At 72.2% G+C, this 19591-nt stretch carries 1 protein-coding gene and 1 pseudogene; both read left to right on the forward strand.

All coding sequences use genetic code 11. From position 1 onward, the window contains the following. Window positions 1–8 precede the first annotated feature (8 nt). Entirely contained in the window at window positions 9–10694 is a 10686-nt protein-coding gene (locus HUW46_RS36970) for a non-ribosomal peptide synthetase (protein WP_215543350.1), read from the forward strand. Next, a pseudogene (locus HUW46_RS36975) lies at window positions 10691–19591 on the forward strand (amino acid adenylation domain-containing protein); the annotation flags it as partial. The gene HUW46_RS36970 and the pseudogene HUW46_RS36975, both read left to right, overlap by 4 nt.

Here is a 19591-nt window from a genome sequence, read left to right on the forward strand (position 1 = left end):
ATTTGGGAATGTCCGAGCACAGCACGCAACGGTCCTTGTCGGCTGCGCAGCGCGGCACGTGGCTCGCCCAGCAGCTGGATCCGGCGAACCCGCGCCACAACATCGCCCAGTACTTCGAGTTCACCGCGGGGCTGGACCCGGTGACGCTGGAGCGGGCGTGGCGGCACACCGTGGGGGAAACCGGGACGCTGACCGTCACGATCGCCGACGGTCCCACGCAGACACCGGGGCCGGTGCCGGGCAGTGCGTTCCGCCAGTTCGACCTTCGCGCGCGTCCCGACGCGGTCGCCGCCGCGCACGAATTCATGCGGGACGACCTCGCCGAACCCGTCGCGCTGCACGGCGGACCGCTGTTCACCACGGTCCTCCTGCGGCTCACCGATGAGCACTTCCTCTGGTACCACCGGTATCACCACGTCGTCATCGACGGCCGCGGGCTGGGCATGGCCGTGGAACGGGCCGCCGAGGTCTACAACGCGCTGGCCGAAGGCACCGCGCCGGGGCCGTCGCCGTTCGGCTCGCTGGACTCCCTGCTGCGGCACGAAGCCGACTACCGCGCCGGTGCGGAGTTCGCCGCCGACCGGGGGTTCTGGATCGGCCGGTTGGCGGATCTTCCCAGCGCGCCAAGCCCTTCCCGTCGCTCGGACACCCGGTTGCTTCCCTCCGTCCGGAGAAGCGCGGCGCTGGAGGTCGCGCGGCCCGCGCGCTGGCGCCGGGCCGCGCGGGCGGCGGGGGTGGGACTTCCGGCGATCGTGGTCTCCGCCGCCGCGGTGTACCTGCGGCGGATGACCGGTGCGCACGACGTCGTCGTGGGGTTCGCCGTCGGCGCGCAGCACGAGGCGGTCGCGAACGTGCCCGCGTTCGTCGCGAACGTGCTCGCCATCCGGATCGCGGTGCGCGACGACGTCCCGGTCGCGGCGCTGCTCGCCGACACCGAACGGGAACTGCGCCGCGCGCTGGAGCACCGGCGCTACCGGCTGGAGGACCTCCGCCAAGACCTCGGCCGGACCGGGCCTGGCGAGCTGGTCCCCGGGCTGACGGTCAACATCGTGCCCTTCGACTACGCGCAGCGGTTCGGCTCGGCCACGGCGGTCGCGCACCAGGTCAGCACCGGCCCCGTCGACGACCTGTCGGTCGGCTTCCTGCTCCAGCCGGGCGGGGGCCGGGTGGAGGCGTTCACCGCGGGCAACTCGGCGAGGTATGACACCGCCGAGGTCGCCGCCCATCACGACCGGTTCTTCCGGCTGCTCGACACCATCGCGGATGCGGACGGGGCCACCGCCGTGGGCGCGCTGGACGTCCTCACGCCCGCCGAACGGCACCGCGTCGTCGTCGAGTGGAACGACACCGCCACCGAGCCGCGGCCGGACAGGTGCGTCCACGAGATCTTCGCCGAACGCGCCGAACGCCACCCCGATCTGCCCGCGGTCGTCTTCGACGGGAAAGCGCTCAGCTACGCGGAATTGCACGTGCGGTCGAACCGGTTGGCGCACCGGCTCGTCGCCGCCGGGGTGACGGCGGAGTCCGCGGCGGCGCTTCTGATGGACCGGTCGCCGGATCTGGTCGTGGCCATGCTCGCCGTGCTGAAGGCGGGCGGTGCCTACGTTCCGTTGCACCCCGGCTCCCCGGCGGAGCGGCTGCGCTGGGTGGCGGCGGACGCCGGTGTCGTGGCGGTGCTCGCCGATCAGGGCAACCGGGCGGCGGCCGAGGCGGTAGGCGTCCTGGTCGTCGACGAGGACGATTCCGCCCCGGACACCCCGCCCGCGATCCTGGTCGACGCCAGGCAGACGGCCCAACTCGGGTACACCTCGGGCTCCACCGGTACGCCGAAAGGCGTCGCGATACCGCACGAGGCCGTGATCGGCTTCGCCCGCGACCGCCGCTGGGACGCGCACCGGCGAGTACCGCTCCACTCTTCGGTCGCCTTCGACGCCGTCACCTACGAGATCTGGGTCCCGCTGCTCACCGGGGGACAGGTCGTCGTCGCTGCCGGGGAGCTGACGGCGTCCTCGCTTCGGCGGCTGATCGCCGGACCGCGCATCACCGCGGCGTTCGTGACCACCGCGCTGTTCAACCACTTCGCGGACGAAGCGCCGGACTGCTTCGCCGGCCTGCGCGAGATTTGGACAGGTGGGGAGCAGGCGTCTCCGTCGGCGATCCGGCGCGTGCTGGCGCACTGCCCGGACACGAAAGTCGTCAACGGGTACGGGCCCACCGAGTTCACCACCTTCGCGGTCAGCCACGACCTCACCGGGACCGATGGCACGTCCGTCCCGATCGGCGCGCCGATGGACGACATCCGCGCGTACGTGCTGGACGACCGGCTGCGCCCGGTGCCGCCCGGTGTGCCTGGGGAGCTGTACCTCGCGGGCTGCGGCGAGGCGAGGGGGTACCACGGCAGGCCGGGGCCGACGGCCGCGTCGTTCGTGGCGAACCCCTTCGAGGCGGACGCCCGGATGTACCGCACCGGCGACCTGGTGGCCTGGACCGGTGCCGGGGTACTGGAGTTCCTCGGCCGCACCGACGACCAGGTCAAGATCCGCGGCCACCGGATCGAGCCGGGCGAGGTCGAGGCCGCGCTCGCCGCGCATCCCGCGGTGCGCCGGGCCGCGGTGGTCGTCCGCACCGACCGGCCGGGGGAGAAGCGGCTCGTCGGGTACGTCGTGCTCGACAGCGACAGTGCCGACGTGATCGACATCCGCGAGCACGTCCGTGCCGCGTTGCCGGACTACCTGGTTCCCTCCGCCGTGGTGGCGCTGCCCGAACTGCCGGTCACCACCAACGGAAAACTGGATCGGGCGGCGCTGCCCGCCCCCGATTTCGCCGGTCTCTCCGGTGCGCTGGCGCCACGAAACCCCGTCGAGCGGCGGTTCTGCGAACTCTTCGCCGAGGTGCTGGACGTGCCGACGGTCGGGGCCGACGACGGCTTCTTCGACCTCGGCGGGGACAGCATCCTGTCGTTGCGGCTCATCGGGCGCGCTCGTGCCGCCGGGCTGGTGATCGAGCCGAGGGACGTGGCCCTGTACCGGACTCCCGCCGGGCTCGCCAAGGTGTCCAGGGACGAGCGGCCGCACGGCGGTGGCGAAGCGGGTGACGGTGTCGGCGCCTGCCCGCGAACACCCATCATGGAATGGTTCGCCGAGATCGGCGGGCCGCTACGGGGATTCCACCAGTCGGTGCTGCTCGACCTGCCGGACGGCGTCGGCGAAGCGGATCTCACCGGCGCGCTGCGGGTGCTGCTGGACCTGCACGACGCGCTGCGCATCCGCACTGTCGACAGTGGACTGGTCATCGAACCGCCGGAAGCGGGAGCCGAATTGGCTTGCCTGCGCCGCGTCGAGCTGACCGGTCCGGATCCCCGTGCCGTGATCGACCGGGAAAGCGCTGCCGCGCAAGCGGAACTCGACCCGGACGACGGCGCGATCGTCCGGCTGGTGTGGTTCGACGCGGGCCGGGACCGGCCGGGCCGGGTGCTGCTGGCGATCCACCACCTCGCGGTCGACGGGGTGTCCTGGCGCATCCTGATCCCCCAGTTCCTCGCCGCCGTGCGGGGAATCCGGGTCCCCGAACCGGACGGAAGCTCGTTCAGGTGGTGGGCGAGGGCGCTGGCCGAGCAGGCGGCCCGGCCCGGTGTCGTCGCGGAACTGCCCCACTGGCGCTCGGTACTGGACGCCGCAGAGCCGGTGCTGGGCGACCGCCCGCTCGACCCGGCGAGGGACCTGACCCGGACCGGTCGCGCGCTCGTCCTGTCGCTGCCGCCGGAGGTGTCCGAGCGAGTCCTGACCGACCTGCCCGCCACGTTCCGCTGCGGCGTCAACGACGTGCTGCTCACCGGTCTCGCGCTCGCGATGACCGGCTGGCGCCGGCGCCGCGGGCAGGACGACGGCACCGGTGTGCTCGTGGACCTGGAAGGGCACGGCCGCCAGGAAGCGGTGGCGCCCGGTGCCGAGCTGTCCTCGACGGTCGGATGGTTCACCAGCCTGCACCCGGTGCGGCTCGAGGTCGGCGACGCCACCGGACCGGACGCGCTGGAGCGGGTCAAGGAACAGCTGAACACGGTGCCGGGCAACGGAATCGGCTTCGGCCTGCTGCGCCACCTCAACCCGGAGACCCGCGAAGTGCTCGCCGCGCTACCCGGCCCGCAGCTCGGGTTCAACTACCTCGGCCGGATCGAGGCTGGCCACAACTTCGACGGCGGCTCCCATCCGGACCTGCCGATGCGGCACGCGCTGGAGGTCAACGCGCTGGCGCGGCAGGACGACACCGGCCGCAGCCTGGTCGCGCACTGGTCGTGGCCGTCCGGAGTGCTGTCCGAACCGGACGTCCGGGAGTTGGCCGAGTCGTGGTTCCGGGCACTGCGGGACCTCAGCGAGTACCGCACCGCACCGGCGCGCCTGCCGTCCGACTTCCCGCTGGTGCGCGTGTCCAGGCAGGAGATCGAACAGTACGGCGACGGGGTCGCGGACATCCTGCCGATGACGCCGCTGCAACAGGGACTGCTCTTCCACGCCTACGATCGCGTGGACGCCGCGTACGTCGTCCAACTCCGGATCGACGTCGAAGGCGACCTCGACCCGGCCGCGCTCCTGGCGGCGGGCGAGGCGCTGCTGGCAAGGCACCCGAACCTGCGGGCGGGTTTCCACGCCCGCGAGTCCGGCGAACCGGTGCAGGTCGTGCCGTCCGAGGTCAGCCTGCCATGGACCACCGTCGATCTGTCCGAAGTGGACGACAGGCTGGCCGAACTGCTCGCCGCCGACCGCGCGGCCGGGTTCGACGTCGCCTCGCCGCCGCTGTTCCGCCTGACGCTGGTCAAGCTGGCGCACCGGCGGCACCTGATCGTGCTGACGCACCACCACCTGCTGCTCGACGGCTGGTCGATGCCGGTGCTGCTGCGAGAGCTGTTCGCCTTGTACGGCAAGGAAACCGAGCTGCCCTCGGCGCCGTCGTACCGCGACTACCTGGCGTGGCTCGCCGCTCAGGACCGGGTCTCGGCAGGTCAGGCGTGGAAAGCCGCGTTGGCGGGGCTCGCTGGTCCCGTGCTTGTGGCACCGCCTCGGACGCAGGAGGCGGCGACCCGGACGGTCACCCTGTCCGAGGAGCAGACGGCGGGTCTCGCCGAGACCGCCCGTGCGCACGGCGTCACCCTGAACACGGTGCTGCGGGCCGCGTTGGCGGTGCTGATCGGACGGCTCACCGGACGCGACGACGTCGTTTTCGGTGCCACCGTGGCCATCCGCCCGCCGCAGGTCCCCGGGATCGAGAACATGGTGGGCCTGTCCATCAACACCGTCCCCGTGCGGGTCCGGACGAGCCGCACCGAGCCGTGGTCCGAGCTGCTCGGGCGACTGCGCGACGACCAGGCCGAGCTGATCCCGCACCAGCACCTCGACCTGCCGTCGATCCAGCGCCTTGCCGGGTACGGCGAACTGTTCGACACCTTGCTCGTGTTCGAGAACTACCCCTTCGACCAGGACCGGCTGGCGGAGTTCTCGGATCTCCGGGTGCGGGACCTGGACGTCTCCGATGACACGCACTACGCGCTGACCCTCGCCGTCGTACCGGGAAGGCGGTTGTGGCTGCGGCTCGGGCACCGTACCGACGAGCGGTTCGCGGCCCAGTTCCTCGCCAGGCTCACCGGGTTGCTCGACGTCCTCCGCGCCACGCCCGCCGCACCGGCCACGCGAGCGGACGTCCTGCTGGAAGGCGAATACGACCGGGTGGTCCGCGCGTGGAACGACACCGCCGCCGAGCATCCGTCCGAGCGGTCGGTGGCCGAGTTGTTCGCCGACCAGGTGGCGGCGAGTCCCGGCGCGCCCGCCGTGTTCTTCGGCGGGGAAACGATTTCGTACCGGGAGCTGGACGAGCGGTCGAACCGGTTGGCGCACCGGCTGCGGGAAGTCGGCGTCGGCGTCGAGGTCCCCGTGGCCGTTCGGCTGCCGAGATCGGTCGTACTCGTCGTCGCCGTGCTGGCGACGCTCAAAGCGGGTGGTGTCTACCTGCCCGTCGACCCCGAGTACCCGGCGGCGCGTGCCGACTTCGTGCTCGCCGACAGCGCCGCACGCGCGGTGATCACCTTGCCGGGAGCCGTGGTGCCCGACGGCGTCGTACCCGTCTTCCCCGACGCGCTGCCCGAACACCCGAGCACCCCGCCCGAGGTCGTCGTTCCCCCGCTCGCGAGTGCCTACCTGATCTACACCTCCGGTTCCACGGGGCGCCCCAAGGCCGTCGCGGTTTCGCACCGGGCGATCACCGGGCACCTGTGCTGGATGCGGACCGCGTTCGGGCTCGGCGCGGCGGATCGGGTGCTGCACAAGACTTCCATCGGGTTCGACGTCTCGGTCTGGGAACTGCTGCTGCCGCTGCTGACCGGTGCCGGACTGGTGCTCGCCAGGCCAGGCGGGCACCGCGATCCGGAGTACCTGGCCGAACTCGTGAGGGACAAAGGCGTCACCACTGTCCACTTCGTACCGTCGATGCTCGGCGCCTTCCTCGACACGCCAGCCGCCGCGGCGTGCACGGGGCTGCGGCACGTGCTGAGCAGCGGCGAGGCGTTGTCCGCGGAACTTGTCGAGCGCTGGTACCGGACGCTCGACGTGCCGCTGCACAACCTCTACGGGCCGACCGAAGCCGCCATCGACGTGACCTGGTGGCCGTGCCGCGCCGGTGGCGGGACCGTGCCGATCGGCCGCCCGGTCGACAACACGCGGACGTACGTGCTGGACCGCGAACTGCGCCCGGTTCCCGTCGGGGTGCCCGGGGAGCTGTACCTGGCGGGCGAGCAGCTCGCGACCGGGTACCGCGGGCGGCCCGGCCTGACCGCGTCGCGGTTCGTGGCGAACCCCTTCGAGGCGGACGCGCGGATGTACCGCACCGGTGACCTGGCGCGGTGGTCCGCGGTGGGCGAGCTGGAGTTCCTCGGCAGGGTGGACGACCAGGTCAAGATCCGCGGCAACCGGGTCGAGCCGGGCGAGGTCGAAGCGGTTTTGGTAGCGCACCAGGGGATCGCCGAGGCCGCGGTGCTCGCCGTCGGCGAACCGCGGCGGCTGGTGGCGTTCACGGTGCCCCGCGGGCAGGCGCCCGCCGAAGAGCGGTTGCGCGAGTTCGTCGCGGCAAGGCTGCCCGCTTATCTGGTGCCGTCGGCGTTCGTCACCGTGGATGCCTTTCCCTTGACCACCAACGGAAAACTCGACCGCGCGGCACTCGCCGCGCTGCGGCCCGCGGTCGAACGAGAGTACGTGGCACCGCGTGACGACGTGGAGCGGCTGCTGTGCGCCGTGTGGTCGGAGGTGCTGGGCACCGAGCGGACCGGTGTGCACGACGACTTCTTCGCGCTGGGCGGGGATTCGATCCGCAGCATGCGGGTGGTGTCGCGAATCCGGGCCGCCCTCGGCGTCGAGCTGTCCCCGCGCGCGGTGTTCGACCATCCGACCCCCGCCGGTGTCGCCGGTGTCGTCGCCGGGCTGCGCGCGGAACGCGACACGCTCGTGCCGCGCGACCACCACGGCGACGTGCCACTTTCGTTCGCACAGGAACGGCTCTGGTTCCTCGACCAGCTCGCGCCCGGTGGCGTGGAGTACAACCTCAGTATTGGCTGGCGGCTGACCGGCGCGCTGGACCACGCCGCGCTCCGGGTGGCGGTGGACGGTCTCGTGTCGCGGCACGCCTCGCTGCGCACGACGTTCGAGCAGGTCGCCGGTCGCGGCGTGCAGGTGGTGCACGACGAGCTGACCGTACCGATCCGCGTGCTCGATCTGTCCGATGTGGACGAACCACGCCGCGAACTCGACCGGGTGCTGGACGAGGAGTCGGCGACCCCGTTCGAGCTGCGGACCGGGCCGCTGCTGCGCCTCCTGTCCGTGCGCACGGCCGAGGACGAGCGCGTGCTGGTGCTGTCGGCGCACCACATCGTCACCGACGGCTGGTCGATGGAGCTCATGACCGGCGAACTCGGCACGCGCTACGACGCGGCCGTCGCGGGAGAACCGGTCCTGCTGCCGGAAAACCCGGTGCGGTACACCGATTACACCGCGTGGCAACGAGATCGCTGGCGCACCGATCCCGACGGCCGGTTGGCGTACTGGCGCGCGCAGCTCGCGGACCTCACCCCGTTCGACCTGCCGACGGACCGGCCGCGCCCGCCCGTCCGGAGCACGGCGGGCGCGCTGTATTCGTTCCGCGTCGGCGAGGAGCTGACCTCGGCGCTGCTGGCACTGGGCCGGGCAGGCGGCACCACGTTGTTCATGACCATGACGGCGGTGGCACAGGTGCTGCTGGCGCGCTACAGCGGCGAGCGGGACATCGCGATCGGGACGGCGACCGCGGGCCGCGACCGGGCCGTGCTGGAAGACCTGGTCGGCTTCTTCGTCAACACACTTGTGCTGCGGTCGGACATCGACGAGTCGAAGACGTTCGCGGAACTGCTCGGGGAGGTCGGCGAGACCGTGCGGGCCGCCTACGCGCACCAGGACGTGCCGTTCGGCAAGCTGGTCGAGGAGCTCAACCCCGAGCGGGACACCGGCGGGACGCCGCTGGCGCGGGTCATGGTGGGGATGCAGGACGCGCCGTCCGCCCGGTTCGCCCCGGCCGGTCTGCGGGTGCGGGAGTTCCGGCTGCCGCGGCGGGCGACGCAGTTCGAGCTGGGCTTCCACTTCGAACGGCAGCCAGACGGCACACTCGACGCGGTGGTGCAGTACAGCACCGAACTGTTCGATGTGGACACCGTCCGCCGGATGACCGAGCACCTGGTGCTGCTGGCCGAACACGTGACCGCGAACCCCGGCAGGCGGCTTCGCGAGATCCCGTTGCTGACCGCGGAAGAACGCCACCGCGCGCTCGTGGAATGGAACGGCACCTGCTCGCGGGCGCACCCCGCGACGCTGCCCGCGTTGGTCGAAAGCAGGGTTGCGTCGGCACCCGACGCGCCCGCGGTCGTCGACGATCGGATCCGGTTGACCTACCGCGAACTCGACGCTCGCGCGAACCGGGTGGCGCGCTGGCTGATCGGGCTCGGCGTGGGGCCGGAGGACGTGGTCGCGGTGGCGATGCCGAGCTCGGTGGACCTGGTGACCGCGCAGCTCGCCGTGTGGAAGGCCGGTGCGGCGTACCTGCCGATCGACCCGGACCACCCCGGCGAGCGGATCGCGTTCACGGTGTCCGACTCGGGCGCGCGGATGCTCCTCGCCGATCCCGCCATCGCGGATCGCCTGCCGGGACCCGTCACCCCGTACCCGTCGCTGGACGATCTCGGCCATTCCGCGGCGCCGATCACCGACGAGGACAGGGTGTCCCCGTTGCGCGTGGACAACACCGCCTACGTCATCTACACCTCGGGTTCCACCGGGCGGCCCAAGGGCGTCGTGGTCCAGCACACCGGGATCGCCGCACTGGCCGCGGGTTTCGGCGGGCACCTCGGCACCGGGCCGGGCAGCCGCGTCCTGCGGTTCGCCTCGCCGAGCTTCGACGCCGCGATCGACGAACTGTGCCGGGCACTGGTGTCCGGCGCCTGCCTGGTGCTGGCCGACCGCGAGGCGCTGGCTCCTGGCGCGCCACTGGCCGAGACGATCACCCGGCACGCCGTCACTCACGTGACCCTGCCGCCCGCGGTGCTGCGGGCCCTGCCCGCCGGATCGCTGCCCGCGGGCACCACGGTGCTGAGCGCGGGCGAAGCGTTGCCCGCCGAGCTCGCGGCGGAGTGGTCGGGAAAGCACCGCTTGGTGAACGGCTACGGTCCGACGGAGGCGACCGTTTGCGTGAGCGCGAGCGCGCCGCTGACCGGTGACGACCACATCCCGCCGATCGGCAGGCCGGTCACCGGCAACCGGGTGTACGTGCTCGACGACCACCTCCGCCCGGTGCCGCCGGGGGTGCGCGGTGAGCTCTACGCGGCCGGTGCCGGGCTGGCGCGCGGGTACCTCGGCAGGCCCGGCCTGACCGCGGAGCGGTTCGTGCCGTGCCCGTTCGACCCGGCCCCCGGCGCGCGGATGTACCGGACCGGGGACGTCGTTTCCTGGCTGCCTTCGGGCGAACTCGTCTTCCACGGGCGCGCCGACGCACAGGTGAAGGTGAACGGCTACCGGATCGAACCGGCCGAAATCGAGGCGGCGCTGCGGACGCACCCGGAGATCACCGACGCGGCGGTGCTCGCGGCCGACGGCCCGTCCGGCAGGCGGCGGCTGGTCGGCTACCTCGTCGCGAGCGGTGCCGGGCCGGAGCCGGAAGAGGTGCGAGCGCACTTGGCGCGGTCGCTGCCGGACCACCTGGTGCCCCCGGTCTTCGTCGTGCTCGACCGGCTTCCCCTGACCTCGGCGGGCAAACTCGACCGCGCGGCACTGCCCGCCCCGGAAGAGACCGCCGCGGGAACCGGCCGCGCGCCGCGTGACGATCGCGAACGAATCCTTTGTGGACTGTTCGCCGACGTGATCGGCATCCCGGAAGCGGATCCGGAGTCGAGCTTCTTCGCACTCGGCGGTGACAGCATCCTGCTGATCGAACTGATCAGCAGGGCGAGGGCGGCCGGGCTGGTCGTCACAGTCGCCGATGTGCTGCGGCACAAGACCGTTGCCGCGCTCGCCGCCGTCGCGACCGCGGCGGGCCCCGCCGCGGCGCAGGTGGCGGACGAGCCGCTGATCGAAGTGAGCCAGTTCGAACTCGACGAGTTCGCCGGCCAGTTGGCCGTACCGGAGGAGCGAAGGTGACCCAGGGGATCGAGGACGTCCTGCCGCTGTCGCCGCTGCAGGAGGGATTGCTGTTCCACTCCCGCTACGACGAGGACGGCGTCGATGTCTACGTCGTCCAGATCGGCGTCGACCTCGACGGCGAGGTGGACGCGGACCGCCTGCGGCGCGCGGCCGAGGCGCTGCTGCGCAGGCACCCGAACCTGCGCACCGCCTTCCTGGAGCGCAAGTCGGGGGAACCGGTGGCGGTGATCCCGCGGTCGGTGGACCTGCCGTGGCAGGCGGTCGACCTGACCGGGCTCGACGCCGAGGGGCAGGCTGCCGCGCTGGACGAGGTGATGGCCGCCGACGGCGCGCGCGGGTTCGACGTGACCCGGCCGCCGCTGATCAGGTACACGCTGGTCCGCCTGGCACTGGACCGCTGCCGCCTGGTGCAGACCAGCCACCACCTGCTGCTGGACGGCTGGTCGGGGCAACTGCTGTTCCGCGAGCTCTTCGCGTTGTACGGCAACGGCGGCGACGAGACCCGGCTGCCGCCCGCGACCCCGTACCGGTCCTACCTCGCCTGGCTGGCCAAGCAGGACAAAGCCGCGGCGAGACAGACCTGGCGTGCCGCTTTGTCCGATGTGGATGGACCGACCCTGGTGGCGCCACCGGACCAGGGCAGGACGGGGCAGCGCACCGGAACGGTTTGGCTACCGCTGTCCCGCGAACTCACCGCGGCGATCGGCGAGGTGTGCCGCCGGCACGACCTGCGGCTCAACACGCTCGTGCAGGCCGCGTGGGGCGTCCTGATCGGCTCGCTGACCGGGCGGACCGATGTCACGATCGGCATGACGGCCTCCGGCCGGTCGCCCGAGATCGAGGGCGTCGGCGACATCGTGGGGCTGCTGGCCAACACCGTGCCCGCGCGGATCCGGTTCGACCCGCGCGAACCGGTGCGCGCCATGCTGATCCGGCTCCAGCACGAGCTGTCCGAGCTGCTCGTGCACCAGTACCTCGGGCTGACCGAGATCCAGCAGCTCGCGGGGACGCGGGAGCTGTTCGACACGGCGGCGGTGCTGGAAAACTACCCGACGGACCCGGCCGCACTGGCCGGTCCCGCCCCCGGTGTCACGGTGTCCGGGGTGACCGGGCGCGACGGCGCGCACTACCCGCTGGCGCTGATGGTGATGCCGGGCGAGGAGCTGCTGCTGCGGGTCGACCACAAGCCCGCCCTGTTCGACCGCGCGGCGGCCGAGGCGATCGCCCGCAGGGTGCAGACCTTCTTCGAAGCTTTTGTGTCCGATGTGGACAGGCCGGTCGGCGTGGTCGACCTGTTGCCGGAAGCTGACCGCGAAACCGTGCTCGTCGCGTGGAACGACACCGGCCGCGACCTCCCCGCGCGATCCATCGTCGAGTTGTTCGAGGCGACCGCCGATCGCGGTCCCGATGCGACGGCGCTCGTCGGTGACGGGTTCTCGCTGACCTTCGGTGAACTGGACGAGCGCGCCAACCGGCTCGCGCACCGGCTGATCGACTCGGGCGTGCGGCGCGACGACCCGGTCTGCCTGTGCGCCGAACGGGGCGCGGGGTTCGCCGTCGCCGCGCTGGCGGTGCTGAAGGCGGGCGGTGCCTACGTGCCGCTGGACCCGTCCTATCCGCGCGAGCGCCTGGCGTTCATGGTGTCCGACACCCGGTGCGGGCTGGTGCTCGCCGAGCGGCACCTCGTCGATCGGCTGCCGGACGGGGCGGGCCGGATCGTCGTGCCGGACGACGGCGCGAGCGAGGCCTACCCGTCCACCCGGCCCGGTGTCCCGGTGGCCGCGAACAACGCCGCGTGCGTGCTCTACACGTCCGGTTCGACCGGGACCCCCAAGGGCGCGGTGCTCGAACACCGGGCCGTGCTGCGGCTCGCCTGGGCGCCGGTCTTCGTCGACGTCGGGCCCGCGGACGTGGTGCTGCACATGGCATCCCTGTCGTTCGACATCTCGGTGACCGAGCTGTGGACCGGCCTGCTCAACGGGGCCCGTGTCGCGATCTTCCCGCCGGGGATCCCGTCGGTGGCCGAGGTGGGCGCCTTCTGCCGCGCGCACGGCGTCACCACCTCGTACCTGCCGAGCGGCCTGTTCCACGAGATCGTCGACGCCGACCCGGACGCGCTGGCCGGGCTGCGCCAGGTGGTCCCCGGCGGGGACGTGCTCTCCCCGGCGCACTGCGCGACACTGGCCGAGCGGCACCCGGGTCTGCGCGTCGTCAACGGGTACGGGCCGACCGAGGTCAGCGGCCTGTCCTGTTGCCACACCTACGATCCGGCGACGGCGACGGGCGGCCCGATCCCGGTCGGCGGGCCGATCCAGAACACCCGCGCCTACGTGCTCGACGCCGAGCTGCGGCCGGTCGCGATCGGGGCGACCGGAGAGGTGTACCTCGCGGGCGAGGCGCTGGGCCGCGGGTACGTGCACCGGCCCGGCCTCACCGCGGCGACCTGGGTGGCCAGCCCGTTCGGCGACGGCCGCATGTACCGGACCGGAGATCTGGCGCGGTGGGACGAGCACGGCCGGCTGTGCTTCGTCGCGCGGACCGACAACCAGGTCAAGGTCCGCGGCTTCCGGGTCGAGCCGAGCGAGATCGAGGCCGCGCTGGACGCCCATCCCGGCGTGGCGCATTCCGCGGTCGTGGTCCGCGAGGACGCGCCGGGTGACAAGCGCCTGGTCGGTTACGTCGTCCCGGCCGGTGCGCCGGAGGTCGACGGCGAGCTGGCGAAGGCGCAGATCGAGGAGTGGCGCGGCGTCTACGACGCGGTGTCGGATCCCGACCCGGCCGCCCACGAACTGGGCGAGAACTTCTCCGGCTGGGACTCCAGCTACGACGGCAGGCCGATTCCGCTGGAGGAGATGCGGGAATGGCGTTCGGCGCGCGTCGACCGGATCCGGGAACTGCGGCCGCGACGGGTGCTGGAACTCGGCGTCGGCACGGGACTGCTGCTGGCCGAACTCGCGCCGGACTGCGCGGCCTACTGGGGCGTGGACTTCTCCGCCCCGCTGATCGAAGCGCTCCGCGCGCAGGTGGCCTGCCGACCCGATCTCGCGGACCGCGTGGAACTGCGCACCCAGGCCGCCGACGCGGTCGACGGCCTGCCGCAAGGGTTCTTCGACACGGTGGTGCTCAATTCCGTGGCGCAGTACTTCTCCGATCACGAATACCTCGCCGCGGTGATCGAGCGGGCGATGGGGCTGCTCGTGCCCGGCGGCGCGATGTTCCTCGGCGATCTGCGCAACCTGCGCACCCGCCGGCACTTCCACACCGCCGTCCGGCTGGGCAGGGCGAAGGACTCGGGCGAGGCGGGCGCGCTGCGCCGGGCGATCGAGCAGGACGTGTTGCTGGACAAGGAACTCCTCGTCGCACCGGAGTTCTTCACCGCGCTGCGCCGCCGGGTCGCCGAGATCGGCGGGATCGACGTCCGCCTGCAACGCGGCACGCACCACAACGAGCTGACCCGCCACCGCTACGACGTCGTCCTGCACCGGAAACCGGCCGAATCCCTGGTGTCCCTCGGCGACCTGCCCCGGGTCCGCTGGGGCCGCGACGTCACCGATCTCGACCGGCTGGGCACGATGCTGGCCGGGGCGAGCGGCGGGCTGCGGGTCACCGATGTGCCCAACCGGCGGCTCGCCGTCGAAGTGGCCGCCACCGGGGAGCTTCAAGCGGGCACCGGCCTCGGCAAAGTGCTCGACGTGGCCCGTGGGCTGACCGACGCCGGTGCCGGTGCGGTGGACCCGGAGTGCCTGCACGCGCTCGGCGACCGGCTCGGTTTCTGGGTCGGGACCACCTGGTCGGGGACCGAGGCGGAACTGGACGCCGTGTTCGCGCCAGCCTCGCTGATCGGGGCGCGCGCACCGGTCGACGTGTACTCGGCCGCCGACCCCGGTGACCGTGAGCTGTCGCACTACACCACCCGCCCCGCGGTTTCCCTGGAGACCAGCGGCCTCACCGAGTCGGTGCTGGCGCACCTGCGCGCGCGGTTGCCGGAGCACATGGTGCCGGAGGCGGTCCTGATCCTCGACGAGTTCCCGTTGAACCCCAACGGAAAACTCGACCGGCGGGCGCTGCCCACCCCCGAGTTCGGCCTCGCCGCGGGCACCAGGGCACCGCGCACGCCGCGCGAAGAAATCCTTTGTGGACTGTTCGCCGAGGTGCTCGGCGTCCCCTCGGTCGGCATCGACGACGGCTTCTTCGATCTCGGCGGGCATTCGCTGCTGGCCACCCGGTTCGTCAGCAGGGCGCGGACGGTACTCGACGTCGAGCTGAAGGTCCGCGACGTGTTCGGGTCGCCGACGGTGGCCGAACTGAGCAGGCTGCTCGACGACGCCGAGACCGCGCGCACGCCGTTGCGCAGCTACCCGAGACCGGAGCGCCTGCCGCTCTCGTCCGCGCAGCGCAGGCTCTGGTACCTGCAGCTGCTCGACGGGGTCGGCCCTGCCTACAACATGTTCTGGAGCCTGCGGTTGACCGGTTCGCTCGACCGGTCCGCGCTCGGCGCGGCGTTGCGCGACGTGGTGGACCGGCACGAGGTGTTGCGCACGATCTTTCCGCAGACCGGCGGCGTCCCGGCCCAGGTGGTCCTCGACGAATCGCCGGTGGAACTACTGGTGGAGGAGGCCACCGAGGAGGAGCTGCCCGGCAGGCTCGCGGACGCCGCGCGGCACGAATTCGACCTCGGTCGCGAATCGCCGCTGCGGGTGCACCTGTTCGTACTGGGCGCGGACACCGCCGTGCTCTTCGGCGTCTGGCACCACATCGCCGGGGACGGGTGGTCTCTGGTGCCGTTCTTCCGCGACCTGTCCGAGGCCTACGCCGCGCGCTGCGACGGCGAGGCCCCGGCGTGGTCACCGCTGCCGGTCCAGTACGCGGATTACACGCTGTGGCAACGCGACCGGCTCGGCACCGAGGACGACCCCGGCAGCCTGCTTTCCCGGCAGCTGGCGTTTTGGCGCACCGCGCTGGCCGGGCTGCCGGACGAGATCGCCCTGCCAGCCGACCGGGTTCGCCCGCAGGTCGCCGACTACCGGGGCGACGTCGAGACGTTCGAGTGGCCGTCACGGGTCCAGCGGAGCGTCGCGGAACTCGCGCGCCAGACCGGCACGACCCCGTTCATGGTGCTGCAGGCCGGATTGGCCGCGTTGCTCAGCCGGATGGGGGCGGGCACCGACATCCCGATCGGCAGCCCGATCGCCGGGCGCACCGACGACGCGCTGACCGAGCTGGTCGGCTGCTTCCTCAACACACTGGTGCTGCGCACGGACACTTCGGGCGACCCGACCTTCCGGGAACTGCTCGCCCGGGTGCGCCGGACCGTGCTCGCCGCGTACGACAACCAGGACGTGCCGTTCGAGCAGCTCGTCGAAGCGCTCAACCCCCGCCGCTCCCAGGCCCGCCACCCGCTGTTCCAAGTCATGCTGACGGTGCAGAACAATCCGCGGCCCGAGTTCGACCTGCCCGGCCTGCGCTGGGAACCGCAACCGGTCGAGCTGAAAACGGCCAAGCTCGACCTGTCCATCGAGGTCACCGAGCAGGCCGACGGGCTGGCCTGCGTGGTGTCCTACCGCACCGACGTGTTCACCGGCGCGGGAGTGCGGATGCTCATGGACCGGCTGGAGCGCGCCCTGCTCGGCTGGACCGGTGACCCCGACCAGCGCATCGGGGAGCTGGACCTGCTGGACGGCGGGGAACGGCGCCGCCTGCTCGGGAGGCTGGTGGAGGGCAAGGCACCGGCGCGCACCCTGCCGGAGTTGTTCGAGGCACGCGTGGCGGCCGCGCCGACGGCCGTGGCCGTGGTGTGCGGGGAAAACCGGCTCACCTACGCCGAACTCGACGAGCGCGCGAACCGCTTGGCCCGCCTGCTCGTCGACCGCGGGGTGGGCGCCGAGCGCAGGGTGGGCCTGCTGCTGCCGAGATCGCTCGACCTCGTGGTCGCGATCCTGGCCGTGCTCAAGGCGGGCGGTGCCTACGTGCCGATCGACCCGGACTACCCCGAGGAGCGGATTTCGCTCCTGCTCGGCGACATCCGGCCGGAGGTCGTGGTCGCGACCCGCCCGGTGTCCGGTGTGGACACTGTGGTCCTGACCGCCAATGCCTTGGATAGCTTGCCCGGCAACGACTTCGCCTCTCCCGCCACACCGGACAACGCCGCGTACGTCATCTACACCTCGGGTTCGACAGGCACGCCGAAGGGTGTCGTGGTGACCCATCGCAATGTGGTGCGCCTGTTCGACTCGGCGAAGCAGCATTTCGACTTCGGCGCCGAAGACGTGTGGACGTTGTTCCATTCCTACGCCTTCGATTTCTCCGTGTGGGAGCTGTGGGGACCGCTGCTGCACGGCGGCAGGCTGGTGGTCGTGCCGCAGGAGACCACCCGGTCGCCTGCCGATTTCGTCGAACTGGTGCGCGCGGAGCGGGTGACCGTGCTGAACCAGACGCCGTCCGCCTTCGCCCAGTTCGCCACCGCGGAGAAGGAGTCCCGGCTCGGCGAGCACGCGCTGCGGTACGTGATCTTCGGCGGGGAACCGTTGGGGCTCACCAGGTTGCGGGAGTGGTTCGAGCGCCACGGCGAGAGCGCGCCGGAACTGGTGAACATGTACGGCATCACCGAGACCACCGTGCACGTCACCCGGCTCCGGCTGGCCGAGCGGACCTGCGCCGACGAGCACGGGAGCCTGATCGGCGAGCCGCTCGACGACCTGCGGGTGTACCTGCTCGACGAGCGGCTGCGCCTGGTGCCGCCCGGCGCGCAGGGCGAGATCTACGTGGCAGGGCGAGGACTTGCCAGGGGGTACCACGGCAGGCCGGGGTTGACCGGCTCGCGGTTCGTGGCCGATCCGTTCGCGGCCGACGGAAGCCGCCTGTACCGCAGCGGAGACCTCGCGCGCCGGCGCTCCGACGGGACCCTGGAGTACCGCGGCCGGTCGGACGACCAGGTCAAGGTGCGGGGTTTCCGCATCGAACCCGGCGAGATCGAGTCCGTGGTCGGCAGGCATCCCGCGGTGTCCCAGGTGGTGGTGCTGCCGCGCGAGGACGTGCCTGGCACGCGCCGCCTCGTCGGCTACGTGGTGCCGTCCGGGCAGCCGCCCGCGCCGGCGGAACTGCGCGAGCACGCCGCGAAGAGCCTGCCCAGCCACCTGGTGCCAGCCGGTTTCGTGGTGCTGGACCGCTTTCCGTTGACGCCCAACGGAAAGCTCGACCGGGACGCCTTGCCCGCGCCCGATTTCGGCGCACTCGACTCCGGCGGGCGTGCCCGCGACGAGACCGAGGCGATCCTGTGCGAGTTGTTCGCGGAAGTGCTCGGGCTGCCCGAGGTCGGTGTCGACGGCAGCTTCTTCGACCTCGGTGGTGACAGCATCCTGTCGATCCAACTGGTCAGCAGGGCGTGGGAGGCGGGCCTGACGATCTCGCCTCGCGACGTGCTCGTCCGGCAGAACGTCACGGGGCTCGCCGAGGTGGCCCGATCGCACGGGGAGGACGGCTCGGCGACCGAGGACGATCCGGTCGGGACGGTGCCCGCGACCCCGATCATCGCGCGCCTCGCCGAGCTGGGTGGCCCGATCGACCAGTACAACCTCGCCATGCTCGTCCGCACCCCGGCCGGGTTGTCGCGAACCGATCTGCTGACCGCGCTGGACGCGCTGGTGGACCGGCACGACGCGCTCCGCGCCGCGCTCGACCGGACGGGCGGCTGGACGCTGGAGGTCGGAGCGCCGGGAACGGTACCCGCACGGGACTTCCTGCACCGAGTGTCCACTGAGGACAGATTGGATCCGGTTACCGGTGCGGTGGACCCCGCGATGATGTCAGCCGAGTTCGCCGCGGCGCAGCGGCGGCTCGCGCCGGACTCGGGAGTGATGGTCCAGGCGGTGTGGTTCGACGCCGGGGACGACCGGCCGGGCAGGCTGCTGATGATGGCCCACCACCTGGTGATCGACGCGGTGTCCTGGCGGGTGCTGATCGCAGAGCTGGGCGTGCTCGCCGATGCCGCGATCTCGGGCGCGCCGGGACGGCTGCCGCCTCCGGCCACATCGGTGCGGCGCTGGGCGCAGGAACTCGCGGCGCAGGCGGAAACCCCGGCCAGGATCGCCGAACTGCCCCGGTGGACCGAGATCCTGCGGCGGCCCGATCCGCCGCTGGGCCGCCGGGAGCTGGATCCGGTGCGCGACGTGATGACGGCGGGCCGCGGTTTCGCCGTGCGGCTGCCAGCCGATCGCACCCGTGCCCTGCTGACCGCGGTGCCCGCGGCCTTGGGGGCAGGCGCGCACGACGCGCTGCACACCGCGCTGGCGCTCGCGGTCGCCCACTGGCGCACCGGGCCCGCGGCCGGGCTGCTGGTCGACCTCCAGGGGCACGGCCGTGACGCGATCGCCCCCGGTCTCGACTGCTCGCGCACCATCGGCTGGCTGGTGAACGTGTTCCCTGCCTGGTTCGACCCCGGCGATATCGAGTGGGACGAGGTGCTCGCGGCCGGACCGGCGCTGGGTGCGGCGGTCCGGCGGGTGCGGGACCAGCTCCGGGCGCTGCCGGACAACGGGTTGGGCTACGGGATGCTGCGCTACCTCAACCCGCGCACCCGGTCCCGGCTCGCGGCTTTGCCCCAGCCGAGGCTGAAGTTCAACTACCTCGGCCGGTTCACCGTCGGCGAGGACGCGCAGAACTGGGCGCCGACGGCCGAACTGGCCGGCGTCATGGGCGGCGGGCAGGACGAGGACATGCGGGTGTCGCACGCCCTCGAGTCCACTGTGTACATCGCAGAGCAGTACGGGCGCGCCGAGCTGACCGCCTTCTGGGGCTGGCTGGACGGGGTGCTCGCCGAAGACGCGGTGCGGGAGCTGGCCGAGCACTGGACGACCGCGCTGGAAGCCATCCTCACCCTGGCCGAAACGGAAGAATGA

It is taken from the genome of Amycolatopsis sp. CA-230715 (assembly GCF_018736145.1).
Lineage (GTDB): Bacteria > Actinomycetota > Actinomycetes > Mycobacteriales > Pseudonocardiaceae > Amycolatopsis.

What these genes read in the sequence shown, in the direction of transcription:
- HUW46_RS36970 (WP_215543350.1), top strand. Translation starts at nt 9, where the DNA reads ATGTCCGAGCACAGCACGCAACGGTCCTTGTCGGCTGCGCAGCGCGGC.